The 24,612-nt window shown below is 72.9% G+C and carries 22 protein-coding genes; 13 read left to right on the forward strand and 9 right to left on the reverse strand.

Annotated elements, in window-relative coordinates:
- The first annotated feature begins 107 nt into the window (after positions 1–107).
- Positions 108–701 carry an STAS domain-containing protein gene (locus tag ACN28A_RS35350; protein WP_421402960.1) on the forward strand — a complete coding sequence of 198 codons (594 nt, stop codon included), beginning with the start codon at positions 108–110 and terminating at the stop codon, positions 699–701.
- Here ACN28A_RS35350 and ACN28A_RS35355 read toward each other — a convergent pair.
- A complete protein-coding gene (locus tag ACN28A_RS35355) occupies positions 612–1,571 on the reverse strand; it encodes a sigma-70 family RNA polymerase sigma factor (RefSeq protein WP_421402962.1) in 960 nt (319 codons plus the stop codon). The genes ACN28A_RS35350 and ACN28A_RS35355 overlap by 90 nt on opposite strands.
- A gap of 359 nt (positions 1,572–1,930) precedes the next feature.
- Here ACN28A_RS35355 and ACN28A_RS35360 point away from each other — a divergent pair, with 359 nt between their 5' ends.
- From ACN28A_RS35360 to ACN28A_RS35370, 3 genes are all read left to right on the forward strand, one after another.
- A complete protein-coding gene (locus tag ACN28A_RS35360) occupies positions 1,931–2,758 on the forward strand; it encodes an alpha/beta fold hydrolase (RefSeq protein ID WP_421402963.1) in 828 nt (275 codons plus the stop codon).
- 256 nt (positions 2,759–3,014) lie between these two features.
- Positions 3,015–3,641, forward strand: coding sequence for a VOC family protein (locus ACN28A_RS35365; RefSeq protein ID WP_421402965.1), 627 nt, complete (start codon positions 3,015–3,017; stop codon positions 3,639–3,641).
- Positions 3,642–4,075: 434 nt separating this feature from the next.
- Positions 4,076–5,557 carry a PepSY-associated TM helix domain-containing protein gene (locus tag ACN28A_RS35370; protein WP_421402967.1) on the forward strand — a complete coding sequence of 494 codons (1,482 nt, stop codon included), beginning with the start codon at positions 4,076–4,078 and terminating at the stop codon, positions 5,555–5,557.
- A 502-nt stretch (positions 5,558–6,059) separates the two neighbouring features.
- Here ACN28A_RS35370 and ACN28A_RS35375 read toward each other — a convergent pair.
- The gene (locus ACN28A_RS35375; protein ID WP_421402969.1) at positions 6,060–7,199 is read right to left on the reverse strand and encodes an RCC1 domain-containing protein; all 1,140 of its coding nucleotides are present in this window, start codon (positions 7,197–7,199) and stop codon (positions 6,060–6,062) included.
- Between the two features lie 380 nt (positions 7,200–7,579).
- Here ACN28A_RS35375 and ACN28A_RS35380 point away from each other — a divergent pair, with 380 nt between their 5' ends.
- Positions 7,580–9,412, forward strand: coding sequence for an alpha-galactosidase (locus ACN28A_RS35380; RefSeq protein WP_421402971.1), 1,833 nt, complete (start codon positions 7,580–7,582; stop codon positions 9,410–9,412).
- Positions 9,413–9,611: 199 nt separating this feature from the next.
- On the opposite strand, the gene ACN28A_RS35385 is transcribed toward ACN28A_RS35380, so the two are convergent.
- Genes ACN28A_RS35385 through ACN28A_RS35400 form a run of 4 tightly spaced genes read right to left on the reverse strand, consistent with a single transcriptional unit; the run spans position 9,612 to position 14,997 of the window.
- Positions 9,612–11,423, reverse strand: a complete 1,812-nt coding sequence (locus ACN28A_RS35385) for a carbamoyltransferase (protein WP_421402973.1) — start codon at positions 11,421–11,423, stop codon at positions 9,612–9,614.
- Positions 11,424–11,438: 15 nt separating this feature from the next.
- The gene (locus ACN28A_RS35390; RefSeq protein WP_421402975.1) at positions 11,439–12,266 is read right to left on the reverse strand and encodes an ABC transporter permease; all 828 of its coding nucleotides are present in this window, start codon (positions 12,264–12,266) and stop codon (positions 11,439–11,441) included.
- Positions 12,263–13,150: an ABC transporter ATP-binding protein gene (locus tag ACN28A_RS35395; RefSeq protein WP_421402977.1), complete on the reverse strand. Its 888-nt coding sequence runs from the start codon at positions 13,148–13,150 to the stop codon at positions 12,263–12,265. The genes ACN28A_RS35390 and ACN28A_RS35395 overlap by 4 nt, the downstream gene beginning before the upstream one ends.
- On the reverse strand, positions 13,147–14,997 hold the full coding sequence (locus tag ACN28A_RS35400; RefSeq protein WP_421402979.1) for a condensation domain-containing protein: 1,851 nt from the start codon (positions 14,995–14,997) through the stop codon (positions 13,147–13,149). Before ACN28A_RS35400 ends, ACN28A_RS35395 begins: the two co-directional genes overlap by 4 nt.
- Before the next feature lie 238 nt (positions 14,998–15,235).
- Here ACN28A_RS35400 and ACN28A_RS35405 point away from each other — a divergent pair, with 238 nt between their 5' ends.
- From ACN28A_RS35405 to ACN28A_RS35440, 8 genes are all read left to right on the forward strand, one after another.
- Complete coding sequence (locus ACN28A_RS35405) at positions 15,236–16,180, forward strand: 3-oxoacyl-ACP synthase III family protein (RefSeq protein ID WP_421402981.1); 945 nt, start codon at positions 15,236–15,238, stop codon at positions 16,178–16,180.
- 38 nt (positions 16,181–16,218) lie between these two features.
- The gene (locus ACN28A_RS35410; protein WP_421402983.1) at positions 16,219–17,586 is read left to right on the forward strand and encodes an ATP-grasp domain-containing protein; all 1,368 of its coding nucleotides are present in this window, start codon (positions 16,219–16,221) and stop codon (positions 17,584–17,586) included.
- A gap of 106 nt (positions 17,587–17,692) precedes the next feature.
- Positions 17,693–18,991, forward strand: a complete 1,299-nt coding sequence (locus ACN28A_RS35415) for a diaminopimelate decarboxylase (RefSeq protein ID WP_421402984.1) — start codon at positions 17,693–17,695, stop codon at positions 18,989–18,991.
- Positions 18,978–19,235: an acyl carrier protein gene (locus ACN28A_RS35420; RefSeq protein ID WP_278062370.1), complete on the forward strand. Its 258-nt coding sequence runs from the start codon at positions 18,978–18,980 to the stop codon at positions 19,233–19,235. The genes ACN28A_RS35415 and ACN28A_RS35420 overlap by 14 nt, the downstream gene beginning before the upstream one ends.
- A 4-nt stretch (positions 19,236–19,239) precedes the next feature.
- On the forward strand, positions 19,240–20,097 hold the full coding sequence (locus ACN28A_RS35425) for a hypothetical protein (protein ID WP_421402986.1): 858 nt from the start codon (positions 19,240–19,242) through the stop codon (positions 20,095–20,097).
- Entirely contained in the window at positions 20,094–20,723 is a 630-nt protein-coding gene (locus tag ACN28A_RS35430) for an acyl-CoA dehydrogenase family protein (RefSeq protein WP_421402988.1), read from the forward strand. Before ACN28A_RS35425 ends, ACN28A_RS35430 begins: the two co-directional genes overlap by 4 nt.
- The gene (locus tag ACN28A_RS35435) at positions 20,716–21,996 is read left to right on the forward strand and encodes an acyl-CoA dehydrogenase family protein (RefSeq protein WP_421402990.1); all 1,281 of its coding nucleotides are present in this window, start codon (positions 20,716–20,718) and stop codon (positions 21,994–21,996) included. The genes ACN28A_RS35430 and ACN28A_RS35435 overlap by 8 nt, the downstream gene beginning before the upstream one ends.
- Complete coding sequence (locus ACN28A_RS35440) at positions 21,980–22,348, forward strand: holo-ACP synthase (protein WP_421402992.1); 369 nt, start codon at positions 21,980–21,982, stop codon at positions 22,346–22,348. Before ACN28A_RS35435 ends, ACN28A_RS35440 begins: the two co-directional genes overlap by 17 nt.
- A gap of 135 nt (positions 22,349–22,483) precedes the next feature.
- Here the strand turns inward: ACN28A_RS35440 and ACN28A_RS35445 are convergent, their stop codons facing one another.
- The 3 genes from ACN28A_RS35445 to ACN28A_RS35455 all read right to left on the reverse strand — a co-directional run bounded on the left by ACN28A_RS35445 (position 22,484) and on the right by ACN28A_RS35455 (position 24,576).
- Positions 22,484–23,266 (reverse strand): helix-turn-helix domain-containing protein, encoded by a 783-nt coding sequence (locus ACN28A_RS35445; protein WP_421402994.1) that lies wholly within the window; start codon positions 23,264–23,266, stop codon positions 22,484–22,486.
- 319 nt (positions 23,267–23,585) lie between these two features.
- The gene (locus ACN28A_RS35450; RefSeq protein ID WP_421402996.1) at positions 23,586–23,837 is read right to left on the reverse strand and encodes a hypothetical protein; all 252 of its coding nucleotides are present in this window, start codon (positions 23,835–23,837) and stop codon (positions 23,586–23,588) included.
- Between the two features lie 394 nt (positions 23,838–24,231).
- Positions 24,232–24,576: a peptidase inhibitor family I36 protein gene (locus ACN28A_RS35455; protein WP_421402998.1), complete on the reverse strand. Its 345-nt coding sequence runs from the start codon at positions 24,574–24,576 to the stop codon at positions 24,232–24,234.
- Positions 24,577–24,612 lie beyond the last annotated feature (36 nt).

Raw genomic sequence — 24,612 nt, forward strand, 5'->3', positions numbered from 1 at the left:
GCCGGGTCAGACCGGCCGGGGCACGGAAACTCATCGGTCCCGCGGCGATGAGTTCCGGCGCGTCGACGGGTCCCACAGTCAGTGGCCACAACCAAACGGGAGTCGACGTGCAGCACGAGCCGACATCGCCCCTCCTGGTCATCGATCCCGCCCTCGGGCGGGCCGACATCCCGGAGGTCTGCGCCCGGCTGGTCGACCTGCTGGCCCGGCATCCGGGTCAGGGCGGCGTGGTCGTCTGCGACGTCAGCCGGGTCGCCGAGCCGAGCGCGGTGACCGTCGACGCCCTCGCCCGGCTGCGGTTGACCGCGCGCCGGCTCGGCGTCGACCTCCGGTTGCGGGCCGCACCCGTCCGGCTGCGCCAGCTGCTCGCCCTCACCGGCCTGGCGGCGGTCATCCCGCTGGAGGGCGCCCCGACAGACGGCTCTGGTGAACTGGGCGTCCCGGAGAGCGGCGCGGCGTGCGACTCGGGCGACCCGGACGACCTGGGGAGCGGCGCGGCGTGCGACTCGGGCGACCCGGACGACCTGGGGAGCGGCGCGGCGTGCGACTCGGGCGACCCGGACGACCTGGGGAGCGGCGCGGCGTGCGACTCGGGCGACCCGGAGGGCCGCTCAGCCGTCGAGCCGCATCGGGAGGCCGAAGAGTGGGAACAGCCGCTGCACGTCGAGGAAGTTGGTGATCCCCCGGATCCGGCCGGCTGAGACGTCGAGGACGATCAGCGCCCATGGCCCGGTCGTCCGGTACTGGCCGAAGGCGGGCATCCCGTTCGCCACCGTGGGCACCAGCCGGGAACCCCGGCACCCGCAGCCGGTGCCGAGCATCCAGCCCCGGATGTCTGCCGGCCCGCGCAGCCACAGCGGTAGTGGCGGCATGTTCAGCGTCACGTCCTCGTGCAGCAGCGAGGTGAGCGCGGCGATGTCGTACCCCTCGAATGCCCGGACGTAGCGCTCCAGCAGGTCGGACTGTGCCGGATCCGTGGCGCGCAGCGTCTCGCCGTCGAGGTCGGCCCCGGCCAGCGCGGCGCGGGCCCGCTGGAGGGCGCTGTTCACGGAGGCGACCGAGGTGTCGAGCAGCTCGGCCACCTCGGCGGCCGACCAGGCGAGCACCTCGCGCAGGATCAGCACCGCCCGTTGCCGCGCCGGCAGGTGCTGGAGCGCCGCCACGAACGCGAGCCGGATCGACTCCCTGGCGACGGCCACCTCGGCCGGGTCGCCGGCGGTGACCCGCGAGTCGGGGACCGGGCCGACCCACACCTCCGCCGGCAACGGCTCCCCCGGCCCGGACCCGGGAGTGCCGGGCGGGCCGAGGTCCATCGGACGGGCCCGCCGCTGGGCGCTACCCAGCATGGTGAGGCAGACATTCGTGGCGATCCGATACAACCACGAGCGCAGTGCCGCCCGGCCCTCGAACCGGTCGAAGCCCCGCCAGGCCCGGATCATCGTCTCCTGCACGGCGTCCTCGGCCTCGAACGCCGAGCCGAGCATCCGGTAGCAGTAGCCGGTCAACTCGGCCCGGAACGCCTCCAGGCGCAGGTCAGTCGGCTCGTCGATCCCGGTCGTCGCATCGCCCACCGGTCCAACGTACCCGAGCGGGCAAGTGCGGCCCGGTGCCGGCGGACCAGGTCGCGGTGCACGCCGGCCGGTGCCGGCGGACCAGGTCGCGGTGCACGCCGGCCGGTGCCGGCGGACCAGGTCGCGGTGCACGCCGGCCGGTGCCGGCGGACCAGGTCGCGGTGCACGCCGGCCGCTGCCGTCGGACCAGGCCGGGGTGGACGGCGTCCGGTCCCGTCGTCCGAGCCGAGGTGCCGGAGCCGCCGGACGACGGGCTCGCGGAACACCCCCGAAATTCGTCGGGCCGGGCCGATGAGTTTCCGGCGGACCACGGGTCTGACCGCACGACAGGAACGACCGACACGGACAGGAGCAGCATCATGACGCAGTCCAGCGGCGACACGCAGGGCACCGGCCGGTACGCGGAGGTCAACGGCCTCGACCTGTACTACGAGACGCACGGCTCGGGCAGACCGCTGATCCTGCTGCACGGCGGGCTCGGGTCGGGCGAGATGTTCGGCCCGGTCCTGCCCGAGCTGGCCGCACGGCACCAGGTCATCGCGGTCGACTTCCAGGGGCACGGCCGGACCGCCGACATCGACCGCCCACTCGACCTGGCCTTCCTGGCCGACGACATCGCGGCACTGGTCGACCACCTCGGGGTGGACCGGCCGGCCGTCGTCGGATACTCGCTCGGCGGCGGCGTGGCGCTGCGGCTGGCGGCAAGGTACCCGGGCAAGGTCGGCCGGGTGGTGGCGGCCTCTGCCTACGCCCGGTCCGACGCGGTGTATCCGGAGATCCGGACGCAACAGGGCCAGGTGAGCGCGGCCGCCGTCGAGTTCATGAAGGACACCCCGATGTACGAGCTCTACCAGCGGGTCGCGCCGCGTCCGGAGGACTTCCCCCGCCTGCTCGACAAGATCGGCGCGGCGATGGCCCAGGATTTCGACATCACCGGCGAGATCCGTGGCCTCCAGGTGCCCACCCTGATCGTGGCCGGCGACGCCGACATGGCCCCGCCCAGCCACTTCGTCGAGGTTTTCGCCCTGCTCGACGGCGGCCAGCGGGACGGGGGCTGGATGGGCGAGGGCCGGCCGAAGGGTGGGCACGCGCTGGCCATCCTGCCCGGCTGCACCCACTACAACCTCTGCACGTCACCGCTGTTCGCGGCGACCACCCTCGCCTTCCTGGTCGAGGCGCAGGGCTGAGCGCCGCCGGTCACGGCACCCGGGCGTCCACGGCGGCCGGACGCCGAGACCGACGCCGGGCTGATGCCGGAACGGGGCATCCCCGGCGGGTCGGAGCAGTAGCGTGGGGACCGGAACGCTGCGTCACCGGTGGTCCTCGCCGGAGCCGCACCCGCCGGCCCGACTTCCGGAACCCGCGGCCGCCGTGACGCCGCCAAGGAAGATCCAGGGGCGCCGACGGGCGGCATGGCGCCCTGACCCGGCCCAGGAGGCTGTGATGAGCACGGGGGATGTCCGGAGCGACGCGAGCGGGACGGGGATCGGAAACCTCGACATGAAGGTCGAGGTGGTCGTCGTCCCCGTCTCGGACGTCGACCGCGCGAAGGAGTTCTACGGGCGCCTCGGATGGCGGCTCGACCGCACCCCGCCCGGCGTGGTCCAGTACACGCCGCACGGCTCCGGCTGTTCGGTGCAGTTCGGCCCGGACCTCACGTCGGGGGCGCCCGGCTCGGCCAGCGCCTACCTCGTCGTCTCCGACCTGGCGGCGGCCCGGAACGCGCTGCTCTCCGCCGGGGTCGAGGTGGGCGACATCTTCCACGTCACTCCGGACGGCCCGGCCGACGGGCCGGATCCCGAGCGGCGCAGCTACTTCACGCGCGCCACGCTCCGCGACCCGGACGGCAACAGCTGGCTCCTCCAGGAGATCACGACCCGGCTGCCCGGACGCGTCGAGGCCGGCCCGACGTCGTTCGCCTCCGCGGCCGACCTGGCGAGCGGGCTCCGGCGCGCGGCCGAGGCCCACGGCGAGCACGAGAAGCGGACCGGCCAGGAGGATCCGAACTGGCCCGACTGGTACGCGGCGTACCTGGTCAGCGAGCAGACTGGCGCGGAACCGCCCAGCTGAGCCGTTCCGTCGGCGGGGTCACCGGCGAGGTCGGCTGTCGTCTTCCCGCTGCGGAATCCCCGGCCCCGGTGGAGTGGACGACCCTGCCCGCACACGACGGACCCGCGCACCCGGACGGTCCTCGACGGCGCACCGACGGGACGCGCGGTGGTCCGCGGTAGCAAGACGTCGAAAAACTTCGATGCGTTGCCCGGGAACCAGGCCGGGCCCTCCGCCGACTATCCCCCTGGCGTGTCGCGACGGCCGGGGAGGAATGGGCAGGTGGAACGCGAGAGTTTCATGCTCAGGCTCGAAGCCGAGGTGACCGGAGGCCGGGCGGGCCGCCCGTCCAGCGCGCCGACCCGGGCACCGGCACCGAGGGCGTACCGGAGGTATGGGGCCCGGGGTACCGGTCGGACCGCCTGACATCAAACCCGTGACCCTTGGAGGCCCACGTGTCGACCACCGCGACACCCTCATCGGAGCCGGAAACCCCGCTCGCACCACCCGTCGGCCCGCCGCCGGGTACCCCGACCGCACGCCGACGGTCGATCGGGCCGCTCGTGCTGCGGCTGCACTTCTACGCCGGAGTCCTGATCGCACCCTTCCTCGTCGTGGCCGCGCTGACCGGCCTGGCGTTCGTCTTCACCCCACAACTGGACAACCTGGTCTACGCCCACGAGTTGCGGGTCGACGAGGGCGCCGCGCCGGCCCGCCCGCTCGCCGAGCAGGTGGTCGCCGCCCGCGCCGCCCACCCGGACGGCGACCTGGCGTCGGTGACCCCGCCGGTGGCGGCGACCGACACCACCAAGGTGGTATTCAACCTGCCGCACCTCGGCGAGAAGCAGCACACCGTCTACGTCGACCCGTACACGAACGAGGTGCGCGGCACCCTGACCACCTGGTTCGGGGAGACGCCGTTGATGACCTGGCTGGACGACCTGCACCGCAACCTGCACCTGGGTACGGTCGGGCGACACTATTCCGAGCTGGCGGCGAGCTGGTTGTGGTTGTTGGTGCTGGGTGGCCTCTTCCTGTGGCTGCGCCGGCAGTGGCACGGCCGGCGCAGGCTGCGCCGCACCGTCCTGCCCGACCTTGCCGCGAACGTGGGCGTACGGCGTACCCGCGGCTGGCACGCGGCCACCGGAATGTGGCTGGCCCTCGGGCTGCTCGTCCTCTCGGCCACCGGGTTGACCTGGTCACGGTATGCCGGCGGCAACTTCGACATCGTCCAGAACGCGTTCGACGCGCACAGCCCCACCCTGGCCACCACCCTGCCCGGCGCCGCCCCGGGCGGTGACCCCGACGGCGGCGGGCACCACGGGGGCGGTCCGACGGGCGGCGGTTTCGATCCGGCCGACGTGGACCGGGCCGTGTCGATCGCCCGCTCGGCCGGCGTGGACGGGCTGGTGGTGGTCACCCCACCGGCCGGGCCGGGCACGGCCTGGGTGGTGGCACAGGACGACCCCTCCTGGCCGTACGGTTGGGACCGGGTCGCCGTCGACCCGACGACCGGCAGCGTCGTGGCACACTCCCGGTTCGCCGACTGGCCGCTCCTGGCCCAACTGTCCAAACTGGGCGTCGCGTTCCACATGGGCTTCCTCTTCGGGGTGGTCAACCAGATCCTGCTCGCCGCCCTCGCCGTCGGGCTGCTGTGTGTGATCGTCTGGGGGTACCGGATGTGGTGGCAGCGCCGCCCCACCCGGGCCGACCGGCGAGCGCCGCTGGGTGCTCCGCCGGGCCGGGGCGCGTGGCGGCAGGCCAGTCCACCGGCCGTGGTCCTCCTGCTGCTGGTCGCGATCGCGGTCGGCTGGGCGATGCCGACCCTCGGCGTCACCCTCGGCGTGTTCCTCGTCGTCGACCTGGTGCTCGGCGCGGTGCAGCGCCGCCGGGCCCGGCGGGCGGTCCCGACGTCGCCCGCACCCGCCGGCAACTGACGGCCAGCCGGCCCGCCGCACTCTCCACCGGCCCGTCCGGACGCCGCCACGTCCGCCCCGGTCACCCGTGGGTCGTCCCAGAGGTCGGACCGTCGCGGTGCCGGTTACCGGACCACATCTCGACATCGCCGGGTGGCCGCGCGCAGCGGCCACCCGGCGTCATGGCATTCTTTACCACCGCTGCCGGTTTCAACGATTCAACCAGCCATTCCGCGTTCCGCGGCGGTGGAAACAATTCCTGTTTCTCGCGGTTCGCGCCGGCCGGAGACGAGTCGGCATGTGCTGTCCGTATTTCAGGGAAGAACGGAGTGTGTCGTTATTCCCTCGCGACTCTGTGTCAGCGCGTGGTTGGACGGGCGTTTCGGCGGCATTTCCCAACAATCCGCCGTCGCGTGTCGCGGCGGCGTAATGGGGGTCCAACGGCTCGTGCCGCCGGCCCGGCCGCTGTCGGGATCCCAGCGGTACGGACCGACGGCACGGCGTCGGAACGGAAGGTCCTGCCTCAGCCCGGCAGGCTCAGCTGCGCCGGGGTCGACCGCGGCGTGGTGGTGCCGTCGCCGAGCTGGCCCAGCCCGTTGCTGCCCCAGCACCACAGGCTGTTGTCGGTCCGGATGCCGCAGGTGTGGTAGCTGCCGAGGCTGCCGGTGGTCCAGGTGGTCGCGGTGCCGACCCGGGTGGGGGCGTTCCGGTGGGTGGTGGTGCCGTCACCCAGTTGGCCGTAGGCGTTGTTACCCCAGCACCACAGGCTGCCGTCGGTGCGGAACCCGCAGGACGAGTCGTTGGCCACCACGACCCTGTTCCAGCTGGTGTTGGTGCCGACCTGGATCGGACTGGTCTGGTAGCGGACGTTCGAGCCGAGCTGTCCGTAGCCGTTCTCGCCCCAGCACCAGAGGGTCCCCTCGGTGCGGGAGCCGCAGGTGAAGGTGTATCCGGCGGTCACGCCGCTCCAGCTGGTCGCGGTGCCGACCTGGCTCGGGGTCGCCCGGTAGCTCAGGATGCCGAGACCCAGTTGCCCACTCGAACTGTCGCCCCAGCACCAGAGGGTGCCGTTGGTGCGGGTGGCGCAGGTGTGCGCGAAGCCGGTGGTGACGTTGGCCCAGTTGGTCGCCGTGTCGACGCGTACCGGGGTGGTCGAACTGGACACGGAGGAGCCGACACCGAGCTGCCCGTTGCGGTTGCGGCCCCAGCACCAGAGCGTGCCGTCGGTCCGGACGGCACAGGCGTGACTGTTGGCGGCGCTGACCGTCGACCAGTTGGTGGCGTCACCGACCCGTACCGGAGCGTTCCGGTTGGTGTTCGTGCCGTCACCGAGTTGACCGTCGAAGTTGTTGCCCCAGCACCAGAGCGTGCCGTCGGTCCGGACCGCGCAGGTCGAGTTGTGCCCGGCCTCGATCTTCGCCCAGTCGGCGGCGTCGCCGATCCGCACCGGGGTGAGTCGGTTCGTGGTGGTGCCGTCGCCGACCTGGCCGCGGGAGTTGCTGCCCCAGCACCAGAGCGTGCCGTCCGTGGAGACCGCACAGGTGTGTCCGTATCCGGTGGCGACGCCGGACACCGTCGGGGCGGCCGCGGCGTTCGACGGGGCGCGTTGCGCGGGGTCGACGCCCGCGGCGGCCGTACCCGCGGAAACTCCGATGACGAGCATGGCGATTCCAGCGGATTTCGCCGCCGCACTGATGACAGTTCTCGCTGAACGCCGCCATCGAGCCCGCAGCCAGCCGACCTGATTCTCGTTCATGTACTTTTTCTCCCCAAAGGACGTCGATGTCTAGACGATGGAGGCGGCGTTGCCCAGGTGGGTCGTCAGACGACTTACTAATTAATAGCATCGATCTTCTGCATTGACTAGGGACGATACGCCAGCAGCCCGCGAGTCCCTCGACCCCCTATCCTCCGCACTCCGGCCGGCATCCCGGGCCAGGCTCCGGCCGGTTCGGAGTCGACGGTGGCGACAACCCTGTGTTAGCGCTAACATCGATCGATGATGACAGCCGGGCGCCGACCTCCGACCCTTCGGGAGGAACGATGGCTCAATACTCCGGGCAGCGCGGCACGCCGTGTCGCGCCGCACTCGTCCTGCTCGGGCTCCTGCTCGCCGTCGGCCTCGTGGTGAGCCCGCCCGAGCCGGCGTCGGCGTCGGCGTGGGACGACGGCACCGCGGACACCCCGCCGTTGGGTTGGAACAGCTATGACGCGTTCAACTGGCGCGTCACCGAGGCGGACGTACGGGCCAACGCCGACTACATGCGCGACAACCTCCGCCAGCACGGCTGGCAGTACGTCGTCATCGACTGGGCCTGGTACTACCCGGGCGCGCACACCGGCAGCCCGAACCAGGACGGCAACCTCAACCCCCGGCTCCGGATGGACGGCAACGGCCGGCTGCTGCCGGACACCACCCGGTTCCCCTCCGCCGCCGGGGACAACGGCTTCAAGCCGCTTGCCGACTACGTCCACGCCCAGGGGTTGAAGTTCGGCGTACACCTGATGCGGGGCATCCCCCGGCAGGCCGTCGCCGACAACGTGCCGATCCTCGGCACCGACTGCCGGGCCAACCAGATCAACAACAACAGCACCGCCGCCTGGCTGAACCTGATGTGGGGCCTGAACATGTCCAACGCCTGCGCGCAGGCGTACCTGGACTCGGTGTTCCAGCTACTGGCCAGCTGGGGCGTCGACTACGTGAAGGTGGACGACATCGCCGCGCCGACGTACCGGCAGGAGGAGGTGGCCGGCTACCGGCTGGCGATCCAGCGCAGTGGCCGGCCGATGGTGCTGAGCCTCTCCCCCGGCGCGACGCCGCTGTCGGCCGCCACGCACGTCCGGGCCAACGCGCACATGTGGCGGATCGTGAACGACCTGTGGGACGACTGGCCGGGCCTGGACCGGCTCTTCGACCAGCTGCGCGACTGGGCGCCGCACCGGGCCACCGGAGCCTGGCCGGACCCGGACATGATCCCGATCGGCCGGTTGTCCAAGTTCGGGCCGGTCGGCTCGCCCCGGTACTCCAACCTGACCCCGGACGAGCAGCGCACCCTGATGACCCTCTGGGCGATCAACCGGGCACCCCTGATGTGGGGCGGCAACCTGGTCGAGAACCGTCCCGCCGAGCTGGCCCTGATGACGAACCCCCGGGTGCTCGCCGTCGACCGGTCCAGCACCAACAACCGCCAGCTCGTCGGCGGTACCCGGCAGGTCTGGGCCGCCGACGTGCCCGGCAGCGCCGACCGGTACGTGGCACTGTTCAACCGGGACACCGCCGCCGGAAACGTCACGCTCGACCTGGCCACCCTGGGCATCGGCTCGGCCACCGTCACCGACCTCTGGTCCGGCACCGACCTCGGCACCGTCACCGGCGCCCTGACCAGGTCCCTGCCCGGGCACGGCGCCGGCCTGTACCGGCTCTCCCCGACCAGCACCGTCCCCACTCCGGCCGACCACACGCTCACCGCCCGGCACAGCGGCAAGCTCGCCGACGTCCACAACGCCTCCACCGCCGACGGCGCCGACGTCGTGCAGTGGACCGCCAACGGCCAGGCCAACCAGCGCTGGCGCTTCACCGATGTCGGGGCCGGGCACGTCACGGTCAGCAGTGTGCACAGCGGCAGGTGCCTCGACGTCCACGGCGGCACCGGCGCGACCGGCGACGGCGTCCGGGTGGTGCAGTGGACCTGCCACGGCGGCTCCAACCAGCAGTGGCGGATCCAGGACGCCGGCTCCGGCCACGTCCAGTTGGTCGCCCGGCACAGCGGTAAGTGCCTCGACGTGCGGGACGCCGCCACCGGCGACGGCGCCCAGCTGGTGCAGTGGACCTGCGGCACCGGCCCGAGCCAGCAGTGGCGGCGCGCCCAGGTCTGAGTCCGGCCCGTCGGTGTCCGGCCCAGCCGAGCCGGACACCGACGGCACGACCCAGCACGGCACGACCCAGCACGGCACGACCCAGCACGACCCAGCACGGCACGACCCAGCACGGCCCAGCACGGCGCGGACGACCAGCTGGCGGTGCGGAACGACGGACGGTACCGCTGGTGGAGGCGTCACCGTCGGCAGGGGCCGGTCAGACCGACACCACCCCGGTGACGGCGGCCAGGGCCTCGGCGGCGTCGCCGACCGCCGACGGTTTCGCGTACAGCCGGTCGGCGATGACCACCAGGTCCAGGCCGGACGAGGCGAACGTCCGGTACGCCTCGGCACCGGCCCGGGCCGTCGGCTGCCCCTTGACGTTGAGCGAGGTGTTCATCAGCACCGGTACGCCGCAGAGCCGCTCGAACTCGTCGAGGATGCGCCAGAACCGGGGGCTCTCCGCCGGGTACACCGCCTGCACCCGGGCGGTGCCGTCGTCGTGCAGCACGGCGGGGATGGCCGACCGGGCGTGCGGGTGCACCGCGACGGCGACGGTCATGTGCCGCAGGTCGACCCCGGCCGGTACGACGAAGAACCGCCCCGCCGCCTCGGCCTTGACCGCCGGGGCCAGCGGCCGGAACTCCTCCCGGAACTTGACGGCCGCGTTGACCCGCTCCCGGGCGCCCCGGTCGCGCGGGTCGGCCAGGATGCTGCGGTTGCCCAGCGCGCGGGGACCGAACTCCAGCCGGCCCTGCGCCCAGCCGACGATGTGGCCCCGGACGAGCAGCCGGGCCACCACCCGCTCGGCCACCCCCGGCCCGACCCGGACCGACCAGTACGGCTGGTCGGCCGGCGGCCCGTCCTCGGTCACCTCCGGACCGAGACAGGTCGTCGCCGGATAGTCGGCCACGCTCGCGGCGGGACCGGCCAGGGCGAGCGCGGCGCCGACCGCGGTCCCCTCGTCACCGGCGGCCGGCTGCACGTATATCGCATCCACCAGACCGGAGTACCCGAGCCGGCCGATCGCGGCACAGTTGAGCGCCACACCCCCGGCGAAGGCGACCCGGCGCAGCCCGGTCCGCCGGACCCAGTGCCCGACCAGGTGGAACAGGGCCTGCTCCAGCCGTTCCTGCGCGGCGGCGGCCAAGTCGACGTGCGCCCGGCCCAGCGGCTCGCCCGGCCGCGCTTCCGGGCCGACCCGCCCGGCGAGCCAGCCGCGGGACCCCGCGAAGGTCTCCCGGTCGCGCGGGTCGCGGTTGCGCCGCAGCACCGGCACGTCGAACCGCCCGTCCGGGCCGAGGGTGACCGCCTCGGCCAGCACCGACCGGAACCGCTCCGGGTCGCCGAGCGCGGCCAGCGCCATCACCTTGTACTCGTCGCTGTTCGGCCAGTACCCGCTGAACATGGTGACCAGGGCGTAGAAGAGTCCGAGGCTGCTGCGGTAGTCCAGGGCGGCCAGCCGGTGCAGCTTCCCGCCCCGCCAGGCGTAGACGCTCACCGCGTGCAGTTCGCCCATCCCGTCCAGCACCACCACCAGTGCCTCGTCGAAACCGGCCGGGATCGCCGCGGTCAGCGCGTGCGCGTGGTGGTGCGACACCGGCCGGACCCGCTGCCCGGACAGCTCCGGCACGAACCGGTGCAGCAGTTCGGTCTGCCGCTGCGGCGCCAGCACCTCGGCGTAGCGGCGGCGCGCGTACGGCTCGCCCCGGGCGAAGATCTCGAACCGGGTGTGGTCGAAGTTGTGCGCGACCGCGTCGACGTCGGCGAAGTCCAGCCCGGCCAGGCGCAGGCAGGACCGCATGGCGTCGACCGGGAAGGCGTGGTCGAACTTGCGGCCGGAGTACCGCTCCTGCTGCACCGCCGCGACCAGGGTGCCGTCGACGACCAGCGCCGCCGCCGAGTCCAGCCCCTGGAACAGCCGTGCCTCGCGCTCGTCCAACCCCGGGAAACTGGCCGCCTTCAGCTCGGCGGAGCCGTGCAGCCCGCTGTAGCCGAGCACCACCCGGGGATGTTCCGCAGCCTCCATCGGGGTTCCTTCCCTTCAGTCGTCGTCGGTCCGGCCGCGCCAGCGGAAGGTGCGTACGGCGACCAGGAAGCCGAGTACGCACCAGGCGGCGAGGACCAGGGCCACCCGGTCGAGTTCCCAGCTCTCGGCCGGCTCCTGGGTCTGGTAGCCGTCCGGCAGGAAGACCGACCGCATCCCCTGGGCGATCCACTTGAGCGGGAAGATGGCGGCCACCGTCTGCATCCAGGTCGGCAGGGTGGCGAAGACGAAGTAGACGCCGGAGATGAACTGGAGCACGATCGCGATCGGCGACATCACGGCCGGCGCGGTACGGCCGTTGCGGACGAGGCCGCTGGCCGCGATGCCGAGCAGGGTGCAGGAGGCGATCCCGAGCGCGATGACCCAGAGGTAGGTCAGCCACCGGTCGGCGGTGCCGGGCAGGCGCAGCCCGAAGAAGGCCGAGCCGATGCCGAGCAGCAGCACGTTCTGGGCCAGCGCGACGAAGGCGACCATCGCCATCTTGCCGACGAAGTATGCCGACCTCGGCATCGGGGTGCCGGCGAGCCGCTTGAGCGTGCCGATGTCCCGCTCGATCGGGATGGCGATCGCGACGTTCTGGAAGCTGACGCCGAAGAGCCCGGCGCCGATCATGCCGGCCACGAAGTACTGCGCGAGGTCGACGTCGCCGGGCAGCCGCTGGCCGTGGAAGATCGCCCCGATCACGACAAGCAGCAGCACCGGGAAGAAGAAGGTGAAGACCACCGAGATCCGTTCCCGGATGAAGACCAGGAACTCCACCCGGACCCGGGCCCGGGTCACCGCCAGCAGCGCCGGACGCCGCAGGGGCACGCCGGGGGCGGTCACGCCGGCTCTCCGATCATGCGCAGGTAGGTCTCCTCCAGGCTGGGCCGCTCGACGGCCAGTCCCGGCACGTCCGGGCCGTACTCGGTGGCCAGCTCGGCGACCAGCTTCGCCGGGGTACCGGTGCGGACGCTGCGCGGTCCGTCGGGACTGAGCCAGCGGACCGTGGCCGGCGCGGTGGCCCGGCCGCCGAGGGTCTGCGGCGGGCCGATGTCCACGATCCGGCCGTCCACGAGTACGGCGATCCGGTCGGCGAGCTGCTCGGCCTCCTCCAGGTAGTGCGTGGTGAGCAGGATCGTCGTGCCGGACCGGGCGAGGTCGGCGATCAGGTCCCAGAACCGGCGGCGGGCCTCGGGGTCGAATCCGGTGGTCGGCTCGTCCAGGAAAAGCAGTTCGGGCCGGCCGACGATGCCGAGCGCGACATCGAGCCGGCGGCGCTGCCCACCGGAGAGGTACGCCGCCCGGGCGTCCCGCCGGTCGGTCAGCCCGACCAGCTCGATCACCTCGTCCGGGTCCCGGGAGTTCGGGAAGCAGGCCGCGATCGCCCGGGTCCAGTCCCGGACGGTCAGGGCGCCGCCCTGGGTCAGGTCGTCGGAGCGTTGCAGCACGATGCCGATCCGGGCCTTCCAGTCCGGCCGGCCCAGTGCCGGGTCGACGCCGAGCACCCGTACCCGGCCGCTGTCCCGGCGGCGGTGCCCCTCCAGGATCTCCACGGTGGTGGTCTTGCCGGCGCCGTTCGGCCCGAGCAGGGCGAAGACCTCCCCCCGGCCAATGGTCAGGTCGATCCCGGCCACCGCCGGCCGACCCCGGTAGGACTTGCGCAGGTCGGCCACGAGGATGGCCGGCTCGTCGCCGGGGACTCCGGGACCGCCGCTCCGCCCGTTCACGGGTCCGTCCGGCCGTCGCCGTCGGCGAGCACGGGCTGCCGGGCCCAGGCCGCCCGATCGGCCGGGTCGGCCGGGGGTGCGGCGCAGACGACGTACCGGTGCGGCGTCATGGCGGTGCGGCGGCCCGGCATCGCGGCCACGCAGGCCAGGTGCGCCTGCCGGGGTGTCCGGACGTTCCCGCCGGCCAGGTACGCCACCAGCCGGAACCCGTCGCCGTCCGGTACCGCGAAGACCCGCCGGGCCGCCGCGTCGAGCGTCTCGTCGAGGAGACGCTGTACCTCGGCCAGCTCCACCCAGGAGGAGTCGACGAGTCGCCAGCCGGTGCCGCGGTCCATCGGCTCGATCCCGCTCACCTCGCCGATCCGGGACAGTGGGAAGTTCCCGTCGGCCGCCTCCACGAGCACCCGCTCCACGCCGCGCAGCAGTGCTTCGATCTCCTCCGGCGGTACCCGGTTCCGGTCCTGGCTGATCACGCCGAGCACCAGCTCACCGCGCTTCTGCATCAGCCGCCAGGCCAGCAGCGGCGAGATGTCCGGCCAGTCCTGCCACCAGATCCGGGTCTCCCCGAGCGCCGCCCGCGCCTGCTCAGGCCCGGTTCCGGCGGCTCCGACCTGCTCGGTCGGCGCGGAGCCGGCCTGGTCGCCCGGGGCGGCTCCGGCCTGGTCGCCCGGGGTGGGGACGGTCTCGCTGTCGTTGAAGGTGCTGGCGTCGTTGAACGTGGTGTCCCGGCCGTACCAGTTGCCCCGGTCGTGGTGGATCTGGTCGATCATCCGGACCCGCGCGACGTCGTCGACCTGTGCCTGCCGACCGGCCCGCAGCACCGCGCCGCCCACCCGGCGCAGCTGCTCGTCGTAGCTGTCCGCGTCGGCGTCGATCGGCACCAGGCTGTCCGCCGCCAGCGGGCCGATGTACTCGCGGAGCCGGCGCTCGGTCCGGTTGCTGGCCAGCGTCGGCAGCGGGAAGTGCCGGTGGCCGGTACGCCGGGCCAGCACCGCACAGATCGCGGCGAGTACCGCCATCGACCCGCTCGCACCGACCCGGGCGGTGATCTGCGGCAGGGCCAGCGCACCGGCCCGGGACCAGAGCCAGCCGGAGGTGGCCCCGCCGGGTGGCGCGGTCGTGCGCGGCGCCGCCCAGGTGCACTGCGGAAGCCGGCGCAGGTGACGTTCCCAGTAGCCGAGGGCGGTGTCGAGGCGACGGCGCCCGGCCGGCGACCGCTCGTACGCCGCCTGGTCGAGGGGCTGGTGCGGGGGCGGGCCGAGCTGCCGGCGGGCGGGGTCGGCGGCGAGCGCGGTGAACTCCCGACCGAGCAGTTCCGCGCTCATCAGGTCGACCACGACGTGCGAGTAGACCACCGCCGCGACGGTGGGCACCCCGTCGCGTACCGCGATCGCGGTGCGCAGCGGCAGCTCCGTCGCGAGGTCGAACTCGCCGTCCCGGAGCCGGTGGAAGAGTTCGTCGACGAGTGCCGCCGCGGTCGCCTCGCCGTGCTCGTAGACGTCCACCGGCAGCTCGCAGTGCGGAAGTACCCGCTGCACCGGCTCGGCGCCGCCGGGGAAGAGGGTGCGCAGTCCCTCGTGCCGGGCGACGAGCGCGGCGAGCGCGGCGACCACGTCCTCGACGCCGGCGCCCGGGGGCAGTTCCAGCGGCGCCGCCGCCCACCGGCCGTACGGCTTCTCCTGCCTGATCCACTTCAGCATGCCGAGGTGCCCGAGGGTGAGCGGCCCGTCGCCGCCCCGGCCGCCGACGACCTTGGCGTACCGCCGTCCGGTGCGGCGCAACTCGACGGTGGACGTGCGGGGACCGACGACCGGGGGTGGAAAGAGGTCGATAGGCTTAATTCCCATTGCCATCCTCTCAGCGGCTGCCGGACACGCTAGGCGAATTGGCCGACCGTTGACAATCGGGTAAACCCTGCCTTCATTCATTGACGTGTCTCGAAAAAGTTCCTGGGGTATTCCCCAGTTCCTCGCGGCCGATCACCGCGTTTAGTCTGTCTTCGCCGCGCCGTCGTCCCCGGTCGGGACCACCGACGGCGCATCAGCCCATCTGGAGGAATCGGTGGCCGCTCATCCCGAGGAAACGGTGACCGAGCCCGTCACGAGCCTGCTGCACGTGGAGGGTTTCGCGCCGGAACGGTCCTGGGCCGTCGAGGAGATAGCCGAGGCGAACGGGCTGAACCGGCACCAGGCGCGGATGTTCCGGCGCATCCGCGGGCTCGACCGGATACACCTCGACCCGGACATGGACCTGTTCGACCTGCTCGCCGCCCCGGCCGAGAGGGCCCTCCGCACGGTGCCCGACCCGGAGCGCGTCCGGTACCTGATCTACGCACACACCTTTCCGGACCTGACCCCGTCGTTCGTCTACGCGGCCGACCGGCTGCGCGAGCGGCTCGGGCTGACCTGCGCGGACGCGTTCGCCGTGACCCACCAGATGTGCGCCAGCAACCTCGCGGCGCTGGACGTCGCCGGTGAACTGCTCCGGGCCGACGGCGACCGGGACGCGCTGGCACTCGTGGTGACCGGGGAGAAACCGTTCACCGGGCTGGTGCGCTACATGCTCAACGTCTCGGTGACCGGTGAGGGGTCGGCCGCCTGCCTGCTCGGCATCGACGGCACCGGCAGCCGGATCCTCTCCTACGCGGCACACACCGCCGGAGAGTTCGCCGACGGCTTCCGGATGACCGTGGAGCGGCAGCGGGAATTCGACGACACCTACAACATCCACCTGTGGGAAATGATGCAGGAGGCGTTGCGCCGGGCCGGCCTCGACATATCCGACATCGCGATGGTGGTCCCGCACAACGTCAACCGGACGCTGTGGCTGCGCCTGTGCGCAAAGGTGGGCCTCGACCGCAGCCGCGTCTTTCTCGACAACATCGCACGGTACAGCCACACCTACTGTTCCGACCCGTTCATCAATCTGGCCACCATGCGCGACCGCGGTCTGCTGATTCCCGGCCAGCGTTATCTGCTGACCTCCGTCGGGGTCGGCGCCACGTACGCCGCCATGGTCATCGAATATTGACGCCCACCCGAATCCTGACGCCCACTTCGAGGACGGCGATGGACACGAGCTATCTGCGCACCCTCAAGGCCAACCTGCTCGGCGCACCGGACGGGCGTCTGGTCCTGGTCTGCAACTTCGAGGCCGAGAACTGGTGGGCCGAGGGACACGTCGGGCTGCCCGCGCCGCGCTTCTCGGCGCCGACCTCGGTGGTGGCCCGGATGGAGGAACACGGCATCCTGCTGGCCGGCGCGGACGACGTCCTGCTGCTCAAGCACCCCCTCGACCCGGGATACCGGGATTACCTGTCCCGGCTCGGGATGCCGCTGCCGACCGTACTCGTGCCGGAGAACGTCCGCGCCGACCGGTCGACCACCGAGGACGTACTCGACTCCCCCGAACTGCTCCGGCGGCTGGCCGCCCTCGGCGCCGCCGGAGCCCGGCTGCTGCCGATGGGCACCACGGTGCTGGAGCAGAAGCTCGCCGACCGGTGCGGGCTGCCGCTGGCGGTCCCCGACGCGACCACCTTCGCCCGGGTCAACAGCAAGATCTACTCCCGCCGGCTGACCGAGGCCGCCGGCCTGCGGGCGGTGCCCGGCGACTGCTGCGAGACCCGCGACGACCTCGCGGCCGTACTCGGCCGGCGGCGCGCCGCGCTCACCGACGGCGTCCGGCTGGTCGTGAAGGACGCCTACGGGGTATCCGGCAAGGGGCTGCTGCTGCTGGACCGCCCCGAGACGGCGGACCGGCTGCTCCGGATGGTCGACAGGCGCGCCGAGCGTACCGGCGACGACCGGTTGCACGTGGTCGTCGAGGAGTGGGTGGAGAAGAGCCACGACCTGAACTACCAGCTCACCGTCTCCGCCGACGGCCGGGCCACCCTCGACTTCGTCAAGCGGGCGATCACCGAGAACGGCGTACACAAGGGACACCTGATGCCTGTCGCGCTCACCCCGGCGCAACAGGCCGAGCTGACCCGCGCGGTCGAGGCCGTCGGCGCCCGGCTGCACACCGACGGGTACGCCGGGGTCGTCGGGGTGGACGCGGTGGTCGCCACCGGCGGCGAGCTGTACCCGGTACTCGAGATCAACGCCCGGCTGAACATGTCGAGCTACCAGGGCGGGGTGACCGAGCTGTGCCAGCGACCCGGGCAGGTGGCGCTGGCCAGGCACTACCCGCTGCGGCTCGCCGCGCCGGTCTCCTTCGCCGAGGTCGCCCGCACGCTCGCCCCGGTGCTGGACCGCGACGACGGGCAGCGGTTCGTCGTCACCTGCTTCGGCACGGTGAACGCCGACGCCGACCGGCCGCCGCCGTTCGACGGCCGGCTCTACGCCCTGCTCGTCGCCGCCGACCCGGAGCGCCTGTCGGCGCTGGACGACGCCGCCGGAGCCCTGCTCGCCGGCCTCGCACCCGGCCAGCCCGGATGACCGCCGGAAGCCCCGGCCCGCAGACGCTGACGCCCCTGGCCCGCATCCGAGCTGCCCCGATGACCGGCCACGCACCTGAACAGCCCCGATGACCGGAGGAGCGCCGATGACCGGAATCTACGCCGAGGTGGCCGAAAGGTTCGGCACCCCGGTCTACGTCTACGACGGCGACCTGCTGCGCCGCCGGTACGCCGCACTGCGCGACCGGCTCCGCGCCGACGTGGACGTCTTCTACTCCGCCAAGGCGAACCCGAACCTCAGCGTCTGCGCCCTGTTCGGCGCCCTCGGCGCGGGTCTGGAGGTCTCCTCGCTGGCCGAGCTGGTCACCGCCGAGCGGGCCGGCGTCGACCCGGCCGACGTGATCTTCCTCGGTCCGGGCAAGTCCGCCGAGGAGTTGCGGGCCTGTTGCGAGCGCGGCATCTACGCGGTGGTCTGCGAGTCGCTGGACGAGGTCGCCGCGCTCGACGCGATGCCCGGGGCCGACGGCCTCCGGGTCGTGCTGCGGGTCAACCCCGACTTCGACACCCACGGCTCCCGGCTGGCGATGGGCGGCAAGCCGCGCCAGTTCGGCATCGACGAGGAGATCCTGCGCGACGGTCCGGCCGCGCTGCACCGGCTGCGCCGGGTACGCGTCGCCGGGATCCACGCCTACCTCGGCACCCGCATCCTCGACGCGGCCACGGTCCGGCACAACACCCGGGGCGTACTGACCATGGCCGAGGAACTCGGCAAGGCGCTCGACATCCCGCTGGAGATGGTGGACGTCGGCGGCGGCTGGGGCGTGCCGTACTTCGACAACGAGACCGACCTCGACGGCGACGCCGCGGTGGACGGCGTCAACGACGAGGTGGCCGCGTTCCGGGAACGCCACCCGGAGACCCGGATCGTCACCGAGCTTGGCCGCTACCTGGTCGGCTGGTGCGGCACCTACGTGGTGCGGGCCCGCTACGTCAAGCGTTCCAAGGGCGAGTGGTTCGTGGTCGCCGACGGCGGCACCAACCACCACATGGCCGCCGTCGGAATCGGCAGCTTCGTCAAGCGCAACTTCCCGATCCGCTCGCTGAGCCGGCCCGAAGCACCGGCCGAACACGTCTACAACGTGACAGGTCCGCTCTGCACCCCCGGCGACGTGGTCGGCAAGCAGGTCCGGCTCCCCGAGGTACGCCCCGGCGACCTGCTCGGGGTGGAGCGCTCCGGCGCGTACGGCCCGAGCGCCTCGCCGGTGCTCTTCCTCAGCCACGGCCATCCGGCCGAGGTGCTCCTGCTCGACGGCACGGCGCACCTGATCCGCGGTCGCGACACCGTCGAGGACCTGCTCCGGCCGCAGCGTCTGGTCACGTTCCCCGTGCCGGCGACCACCGCCACCGCCTCATCCGAAGGGACCAGCAGCCATGGAGAACAGTAAGATCATCGCCGACATCGAGCGGGCGCTGAGCGAGGTACTCCAGCGACCCGTGTCGGGCATGCCGAAGGAGACCCGGCTCTTCGAGGACCTGCACCTGGACTCCACCTCCATCCTCGAACTGCTGATGGCCCTGGAGGACAGCGTCGGCATCGAGGTCGACCCGGAGAACCTGGAGATGTCCGACTTCACCTCGCTGGAGACCCTCGCCGACTACGTCGCCAGCAACCTCGACGGCAACGCCTGATCCCATGCCGCTGTCACTGTCATCCGCCGCGCTGGTGCTGGAGCCGGGCAGCGTCCCGTACCGGCCGGATCCCGACTGCGCGATCTTCGAGCGTGACCTGCTCGTCCGGTTCGGCATCCAGCGCGACGAGGACCGGCTCCGGCAGGGCGCCAACGTCGGCTTCACCGAACTGGCCGAGGCCGTGATCGAGAAGCTGCCGTTCCGGCTGGCCAGCCCCGACCTGCTGGTCTTCGCCTTCGGGCTGCCGGACATGATCGCGCTCAAGCACGTGGCCCAGCGGGTCGGTTATCTGCTCGGCGGCGGCAGCCACTGCTTCGCCGTCTCCGAACAGGGACTCCGGGCGCCGTTCACCGCGCTGCGGGTGGCCGACGCGTTCACCCGCTCCGGCCGGTGCCGCACGCTGGCCCTGGTGGTCTGCGAGCAGAACACGTTCGCCTATCCCGACCCGTTCGTCGAGGAGAACAAGGTGCCGAACTCGGCGGCGCTGCTCTACTTCGACGACACCGGGCGCTACGAGTTCGCCGGCACCCGGATGGCTCCCCGGGGCACCCCGCTGGGCGCGCTGCTCGGATGGGCGGCGGCGACCGACCCGGTGACCGGCCCGGAACCGGAATCCACGCTGCTCGTCGCCGGGTCCTGGGCGGACTCCGACGACCTCGCCGACACCGGCTGGCCGGTGCACCGGGCCGCGGCCGGCCCGTACTGCACCGGGGTCTGGCTCGAACTAGCGCGCCACCACCAGGAGTGGGCCGAGGCGTACCGGTCGGTGGTGCTCTGCGACACCGATCCGCGTACCGGGCAGAGCCAGGTCGCCGTGCTGCGCCGCCGGCCCGCCGCACCGACCCCGAGGAGAGCGCCGTGACAGCTGCCCTGACCCAACCGCTCGGCGTCGCCGGATATCCGCGCGCCCTGGACGCGCTGCACCACAGCGTCCGCCCCGGCGCACCGGTGCCGGCACCGAGCGGCCACGTCGCCGCCTCGGTGGCGGCGCTGCCCTCGGCGGAGCCGAACCCGCTGCACCGCTTCGGCCTCGCCGTCACATCCCCGGCCGGTGATGGTGCCGGGTCGGCCCACGCGGCACCGGCGGAGGTCGCCGACAGGTTCGCCACCGGCCTGCTCGACCTGCACCGGGCGGTCCTGCGCCGCGCCTTCGACCAGGCGGTACACCACCTCGGCGAGCGCAGCTCGGAAGGGGCCTCGCTGCTGGCCCGGCAACTCGTACAGGCGCAACTCGCCGACATCGCGATGGCGCTGCGCGAGGACGAGGCGATGCCGCCGGAACGGCGCTGCGGGGACGCGGCCGCACGGTGGCGTACCCACCAGCGGCTCGTCCGGCTCGGCCGCACCGTGCTCTACCTCTTCGGCGCCGCCGGGTTCCTGCTCGACGGCCCGGCCGGCGAACTCTACCTGGCGGAGGTCACCGGCAACCTCTACCTGCACCCCGGAGCGCCGCTGTCGCGGCCGGAGACGGAGGACCGCGATGCCTGAGCCGCTCGACGACACCCTGCGCGAGCTGGACGGGTTCTGCGCCGAGGTCTCCGCCGACTTCCGCGAGCTGGGCCGGTTGCTCGACCAGGACCCGGACGTCATCGGCGACCACCTGGACCGGCCCGGGGTACGCCTCTCCCGGTTCTGCGCCATCCCGCCCCGGTACTGGCCCGGCCAGGAGGCGCCGGCGAACCTGGTGGGTCTGCTGCGGACCGTGCTGGGGCAGAGCGTGGCCTGGGAACGCCTCGCCTACGGCGACCCCAACGTGTGGCTGGCCAGCCCCGGCCCGGCGCTCTCCGGCGGCGTCGTGGACGTGCTCGGCACCACCGAACAGGCCGACCGCTACTACCACCGGCTCGTCGCCGAGCCGCAGCACACCTTCTTCGGGCTGACCGAGCCGACCAAGGGCTCCGCCGCGACCGAGCTGACCACCACGCTCACCCCGGCCGCCGACGGCGACGGCTGGATCCTCGACGGCGAGAAGTGCTACATCGGCAACGGCGCCCGGGCCGAGTTCGGGGTGGTCTTCTGCCGGCGGGCGCCCGGACCGCTCGGCATCGAGGCCGTACTCGTCGACACCGACACCCCCGGCTTCAGCGGGGAGCTGCTTCCCACCGTCGGCCTGCGGGGTGCCCGGATCAGCCGGATCCGGTTCGACGGTGTCCGGGTGCCCGCCGGGAACCTGCTCGGCGCGCACCTGCGGCGGACCCGGCGCGGCCTGTACGGCGCGACCCAGGTGCTGTACCGGGCCCGGCCCACCATCGCGGCGATGGCGCTGGGCTGCGCCCAGGCCGTCTGCGACTACGTACTGGCGCAGCGTCCCGCGCTCGCCGGCTTCGACCGGCTGCAGCTCGACGACGTACTGGACCGGATCGCCGCGGTGCGCCGGCTCATCCGGCAGGGCGCCGCCGACGTGGACCGTGGTGCGGTGAACAGCCACCGGCTCGGCGCGGCCAAGGCACAGGCCGCCCGGCTGGCCGAGGAGGCGACGCTGCTCGCCGCGCGGCTGCTCGGCCCGGCGGCGCTTGTCGAGCATCCCTGGCTGGAGAAGACCTACCGCGACGTACGCGCCTTCGAGATCATGGAGGGCACCAGCAACCTGCACCGGATGTCCGTGTTCCGGGGCGTGCTGAAGGGCAACTTCCTGGCCCCGCCCGAGCCCGGCGACGTCTTCGCCGCACCAGTCTCCGGCGACGTCTTCGCCGCACCCGTGTCGGGCGAGTCGCCCAGCACTCCCGAGCTCGCCGGGAACGGCCGTGCGACTCGGCGTTGACCTGATGTCCGTCGACGAGCTGGACCGGCTCGCCCGGCGGGCCTGGTTCACCCGGTACGCCTTCGCCGACGTCGAGTTGGCGCACGCCGACCGGCTCTCGGGTCAGCGGCGGCGGGAGTTCCTGGCCGGCCGGTTCGCCGCCAAGGAGGCCGTGCTGAAGGTACTCGGGACGGGGCTGTTCGAGGGCATCGCACCGTGCGACGTCGCGGTACTGTCCCGGCCCGGCGGCGCCCCGCAGGTCGAGCTGCGCCGGGCGGCGACCGTCGCCGCCGAACGGGCGGGCGTCGGGCAGGTCACGGTCTCCATCACGCACAAACGCGGCCTCGTCGCCGCCGTCGCGCTCGGCTGGTGAGCCCACCGGGCGCCGCGCCGTCGACGGCCACGGCGGTCCGCGCGCCGTCGACGGCCACGGCGGGCCGCGGTACGCCGCCGGGGCGGGACGTCCGGACGGCCGGCCGGAGCGGTCCGCGCCGCGCCCGGGTGTCGGTCACTCGCTCCGGCCGGTCGCGTGCAGCCGCCGGGCCAGGCCCACCCGGTTGCGGACGTCGAGCTTGGCGAAGACGTGCGTGAGATGCATCTCGACCGTCTTCTCGGTGACGAAGAGCGCGGCGGCGATCTCCCGGTTGGTGAGTCCGTCGCCGGCCAGCTCGGCGACCTGCCGTTCCCGGTTGGTCAGCGCGGCCGGCACGGCACGACCGGCCCGGCGCTGACTCCGACGGGAGCGGGCCGTGGCGGCCGGCGGGCCACCCGGTTCCGGCCTGGCGGCCCCGGACGGCTCGGTGCCCTCCTCGGAGCGGCCGGGCCCGGACGGGTGCCCCGGCGGCACGTCGAGCACCACCACCAGCGGACCACCTGTCGACAGGTACGGCTCCAGGAGGGTGTGCACCGCATCGACCAGCGGGTACGCCTGGCCGGGTCGGTCGTGCCGCACCCGGCCACCGGCCGGACCGGCCGGCAGCGGTACCCCGTCCGGCGGGGAGGCATCGGAGAAGACGCGGATCTCCCGTGCTCCGGCCAGGCGGGCGATCTCGGCGAGCAGCCTGGTCCGGCCGATCCCAGCTCCGCCGGTGACCTCGACGACGTGTGCGCCGTCGTCGAGGTCGCCGAGGATCTCCTCGATCCGTCGTCCCCCTCCGTCCGGCTGCCTCGCCGGGCTCGCGTCGACGGTGTCGCCCCGGCCGGCACACCACTGCCCGGGGCGGCACCGTGCCAGCTCGCCGTAACGGGTGGCGCCGGCGGGGTCCCTGGTGAGTTCGCTGCGCTCAGGCAATTTCGGCTCTCCGTCCGTGCCGTCGACGACGTGCCTTCCGCAACCTGGACCGTCCGGCGCGCACGCACCGCGATCCGGCCCTGCGGCCCCACGGATCGCCGGGGAGGTTGAAAAGGTTCAATGGGAAAGCGTATGCAGCCAAGCTGAACCACGGATGGACACACCCTGGACGACAGAGAGTGAAATTGATCAATGTGATCCACGAGCGGCGCGCTGGCGTGCCCTCGGCGGTCCACCGCCGGGCCAGCCGGCGGACGAGTACCGCGAACAGTCCGGTGAGCAGCCCGACCAGAAGGCCGCAGGCTGCTGGCGCTGGTCGTCAGCCGGAACACCAGCTCTTCCGTGCCCGGGGCAGCTGGTCGGCGAGATTGCCGCCCAACCGCGGCGGCCGGTCGCCGAAGACGTCCGCCCAGAAGAGGTTGTGCACCACCGCCGACCCCACGCCGTAGAGCCCGCCGACCGCCAGCAGCGTGATCACCGGTGACGGGATCCCCCGGAGCACGGTCACGGCCAGCCAGACCGGCGGCGGCCCGAAGACCAGGAGGGCCTGCTGCGGCCAGCCGACGCGCACGCCCGTGCCGTGTACGAAGACCCGCGACCTCGGTCGCTCCCGGGCATCCCGTCCGTCGCCTCCCGGCGACCCCGGACCGGTACGGCACCTCGCCGGGGTAACCTCTCCCCGCCCCGTCGTCGCCTCCCCCGGCCCGGCGTCGTCCTCCCCCACCCGGGTCGCCTCCGCGCAAGGCCCGCGAGGTGCGTTCAACAGCGCAGGTCGAGCAGTTGCACAGCGGGACGCAGTCCCCGCGCGTCGACGGGGTGCCGGCACACGCTCGGCGCGGCCGAGCAGGGGTGGTGCCGGCGGAAAACGGCAGGCGATCGCAGGCGGGCACCGGGTACCCGCCTGCGATCGCCGCACCTGCTGTCGGGGCAGCCGCGCCGGCACGGCCTGCCCCGGGGTCGCGACCCTAGCGCTGGACCCAGACGCTCTCCGGGCTGAAGGAGCCGAGGTCCGAGATGCTGGAGTTGGCGGGGACCTGGTACGGACCGCCGAGGCAGTCGTCGTTCATGAACATGGCCGCGCTGCGGCTGTGCGTGTTGACCACGGACCTGGCCCGGTCACCCCATCCCTCGTCGACCAGGCTGACACAGACTCCGCCGGGGTTGATCGAGGTCACCGAGTACATCGCACCGGTGAACCCGACGCCGTCGTACAGGCAGAGCGCCTGGGACAGGCAGGTGCTCCCGGCGGTCGCGGAGACCGCACCCGCCGACGCGGCCGCGGAGGTACCGAGCAGAGTCACCATCGACATACCGACGACGAGAACAGAGGAACGCAGACGCCTGAC

It is taken from the genome of Plantactinospora sp. WMMB782 (assembly GCF_049179135.1).
Classification (GTDB): Bacteria; Actinomycetota; Actinomycetes; order Mycobacteriales; family Micromonosporaceae; genus Plantactinospora.

What these genes read in the sequence shown, in the direction of transcription:
- ACN28A_RS35360 (WP_421402963.1), top strand. Translation starts at nt 1,931, where the DNA reads ATGACGCAGTCCAGCGGCGACACGCAGGGCACCGGCCGGTACGCGGAG.
- ACN28A_RS35365 (WP_421402965.1), top strand. Translation starts at nt 3,015, where the DNA reads ATGAGCACGGGGGATGTCCGGAGCGACGCGAGCGGGACGGGGATCGGA.
- ACN28A_RS35375 (WP_421402969.1), bottom strand. Translation starts at nt 7,199, where the DNA reads ATGCTCGTCATCGGAGTTTCCGCGGGTACGGCCGCCGCGGGCGTCGAC.
- ACN28A_RS35380 (WP_421402971.1), top strand. Translation starts at nt 7,580, where the DNA reads ATGGCTCAATACTCCGGGCAGCGCGGCACGCCGTGTCGCGCCGCACTC.
- ACN28A_RS35385 (WP_421402973.1), bottom strand. Translation starts at nt 11,423, where the DNA reads ATGGAGGCTGCGGAACATCCCCGGGTGGTGCTCGGCTACAGCGGGCTG.
- ACN28A_RS35400 (WP_421402979.1), bottom strand. Translation starts at nt 14,997, where the DNA reads ATGGGAATTAAGCCTATCGACCTCTTTCCACCCCCGGTCGTCGGTCCC.
- ACN28A_RS35410 (WP_421402983.1), top strand. Translation starts at nt 16,219, where the DNA reads ATGGACACGAGCTATCTGCGCACCCTCAAGGCCAACCTGCTCGGCGCA.
- ACN28A_RS35415 (WP_421402984.1), top strand. Translation starts at nt 17,693, where the DNA reads ATGACCGGAATCTACGCCGAGGTGGCCGAAAGGTTCGGCACCCCGGTC.
- ACN28A_RS35420 (WP_278062370.1), top strand. Translation starts at nt 18,978, where the DNA reads ATGGAGAACAGTAAGATCATCGCCGACATCGAGCGGGCGCTGAGCGAG.
- ACN28A_RS35425 (WP_421402986.1), top strand. Translation starts at nt 19,240, where the DNA reads ATGCCGCTGTCACTGTCATCCGCCGCGCTGGTGCTGGAGCCGGGCAGC.
- ACN28A_RS35435 (WP_421402990.1), top strand. Translation starts at nt 20,716, where the DNA reads ATGCCTGAGCCGCTCGACGACACCCTGCGCGAGCTGGACGGGTTCTGC.
- ACN28A_RS35455 (WP_421402998.1), bottom strand. Translation starts at nt 24,576, where the DNA reads ATGTCGATGGTGACTCTGCTCGGTACCTCCGCGGCCGCGTCGGCGGGT.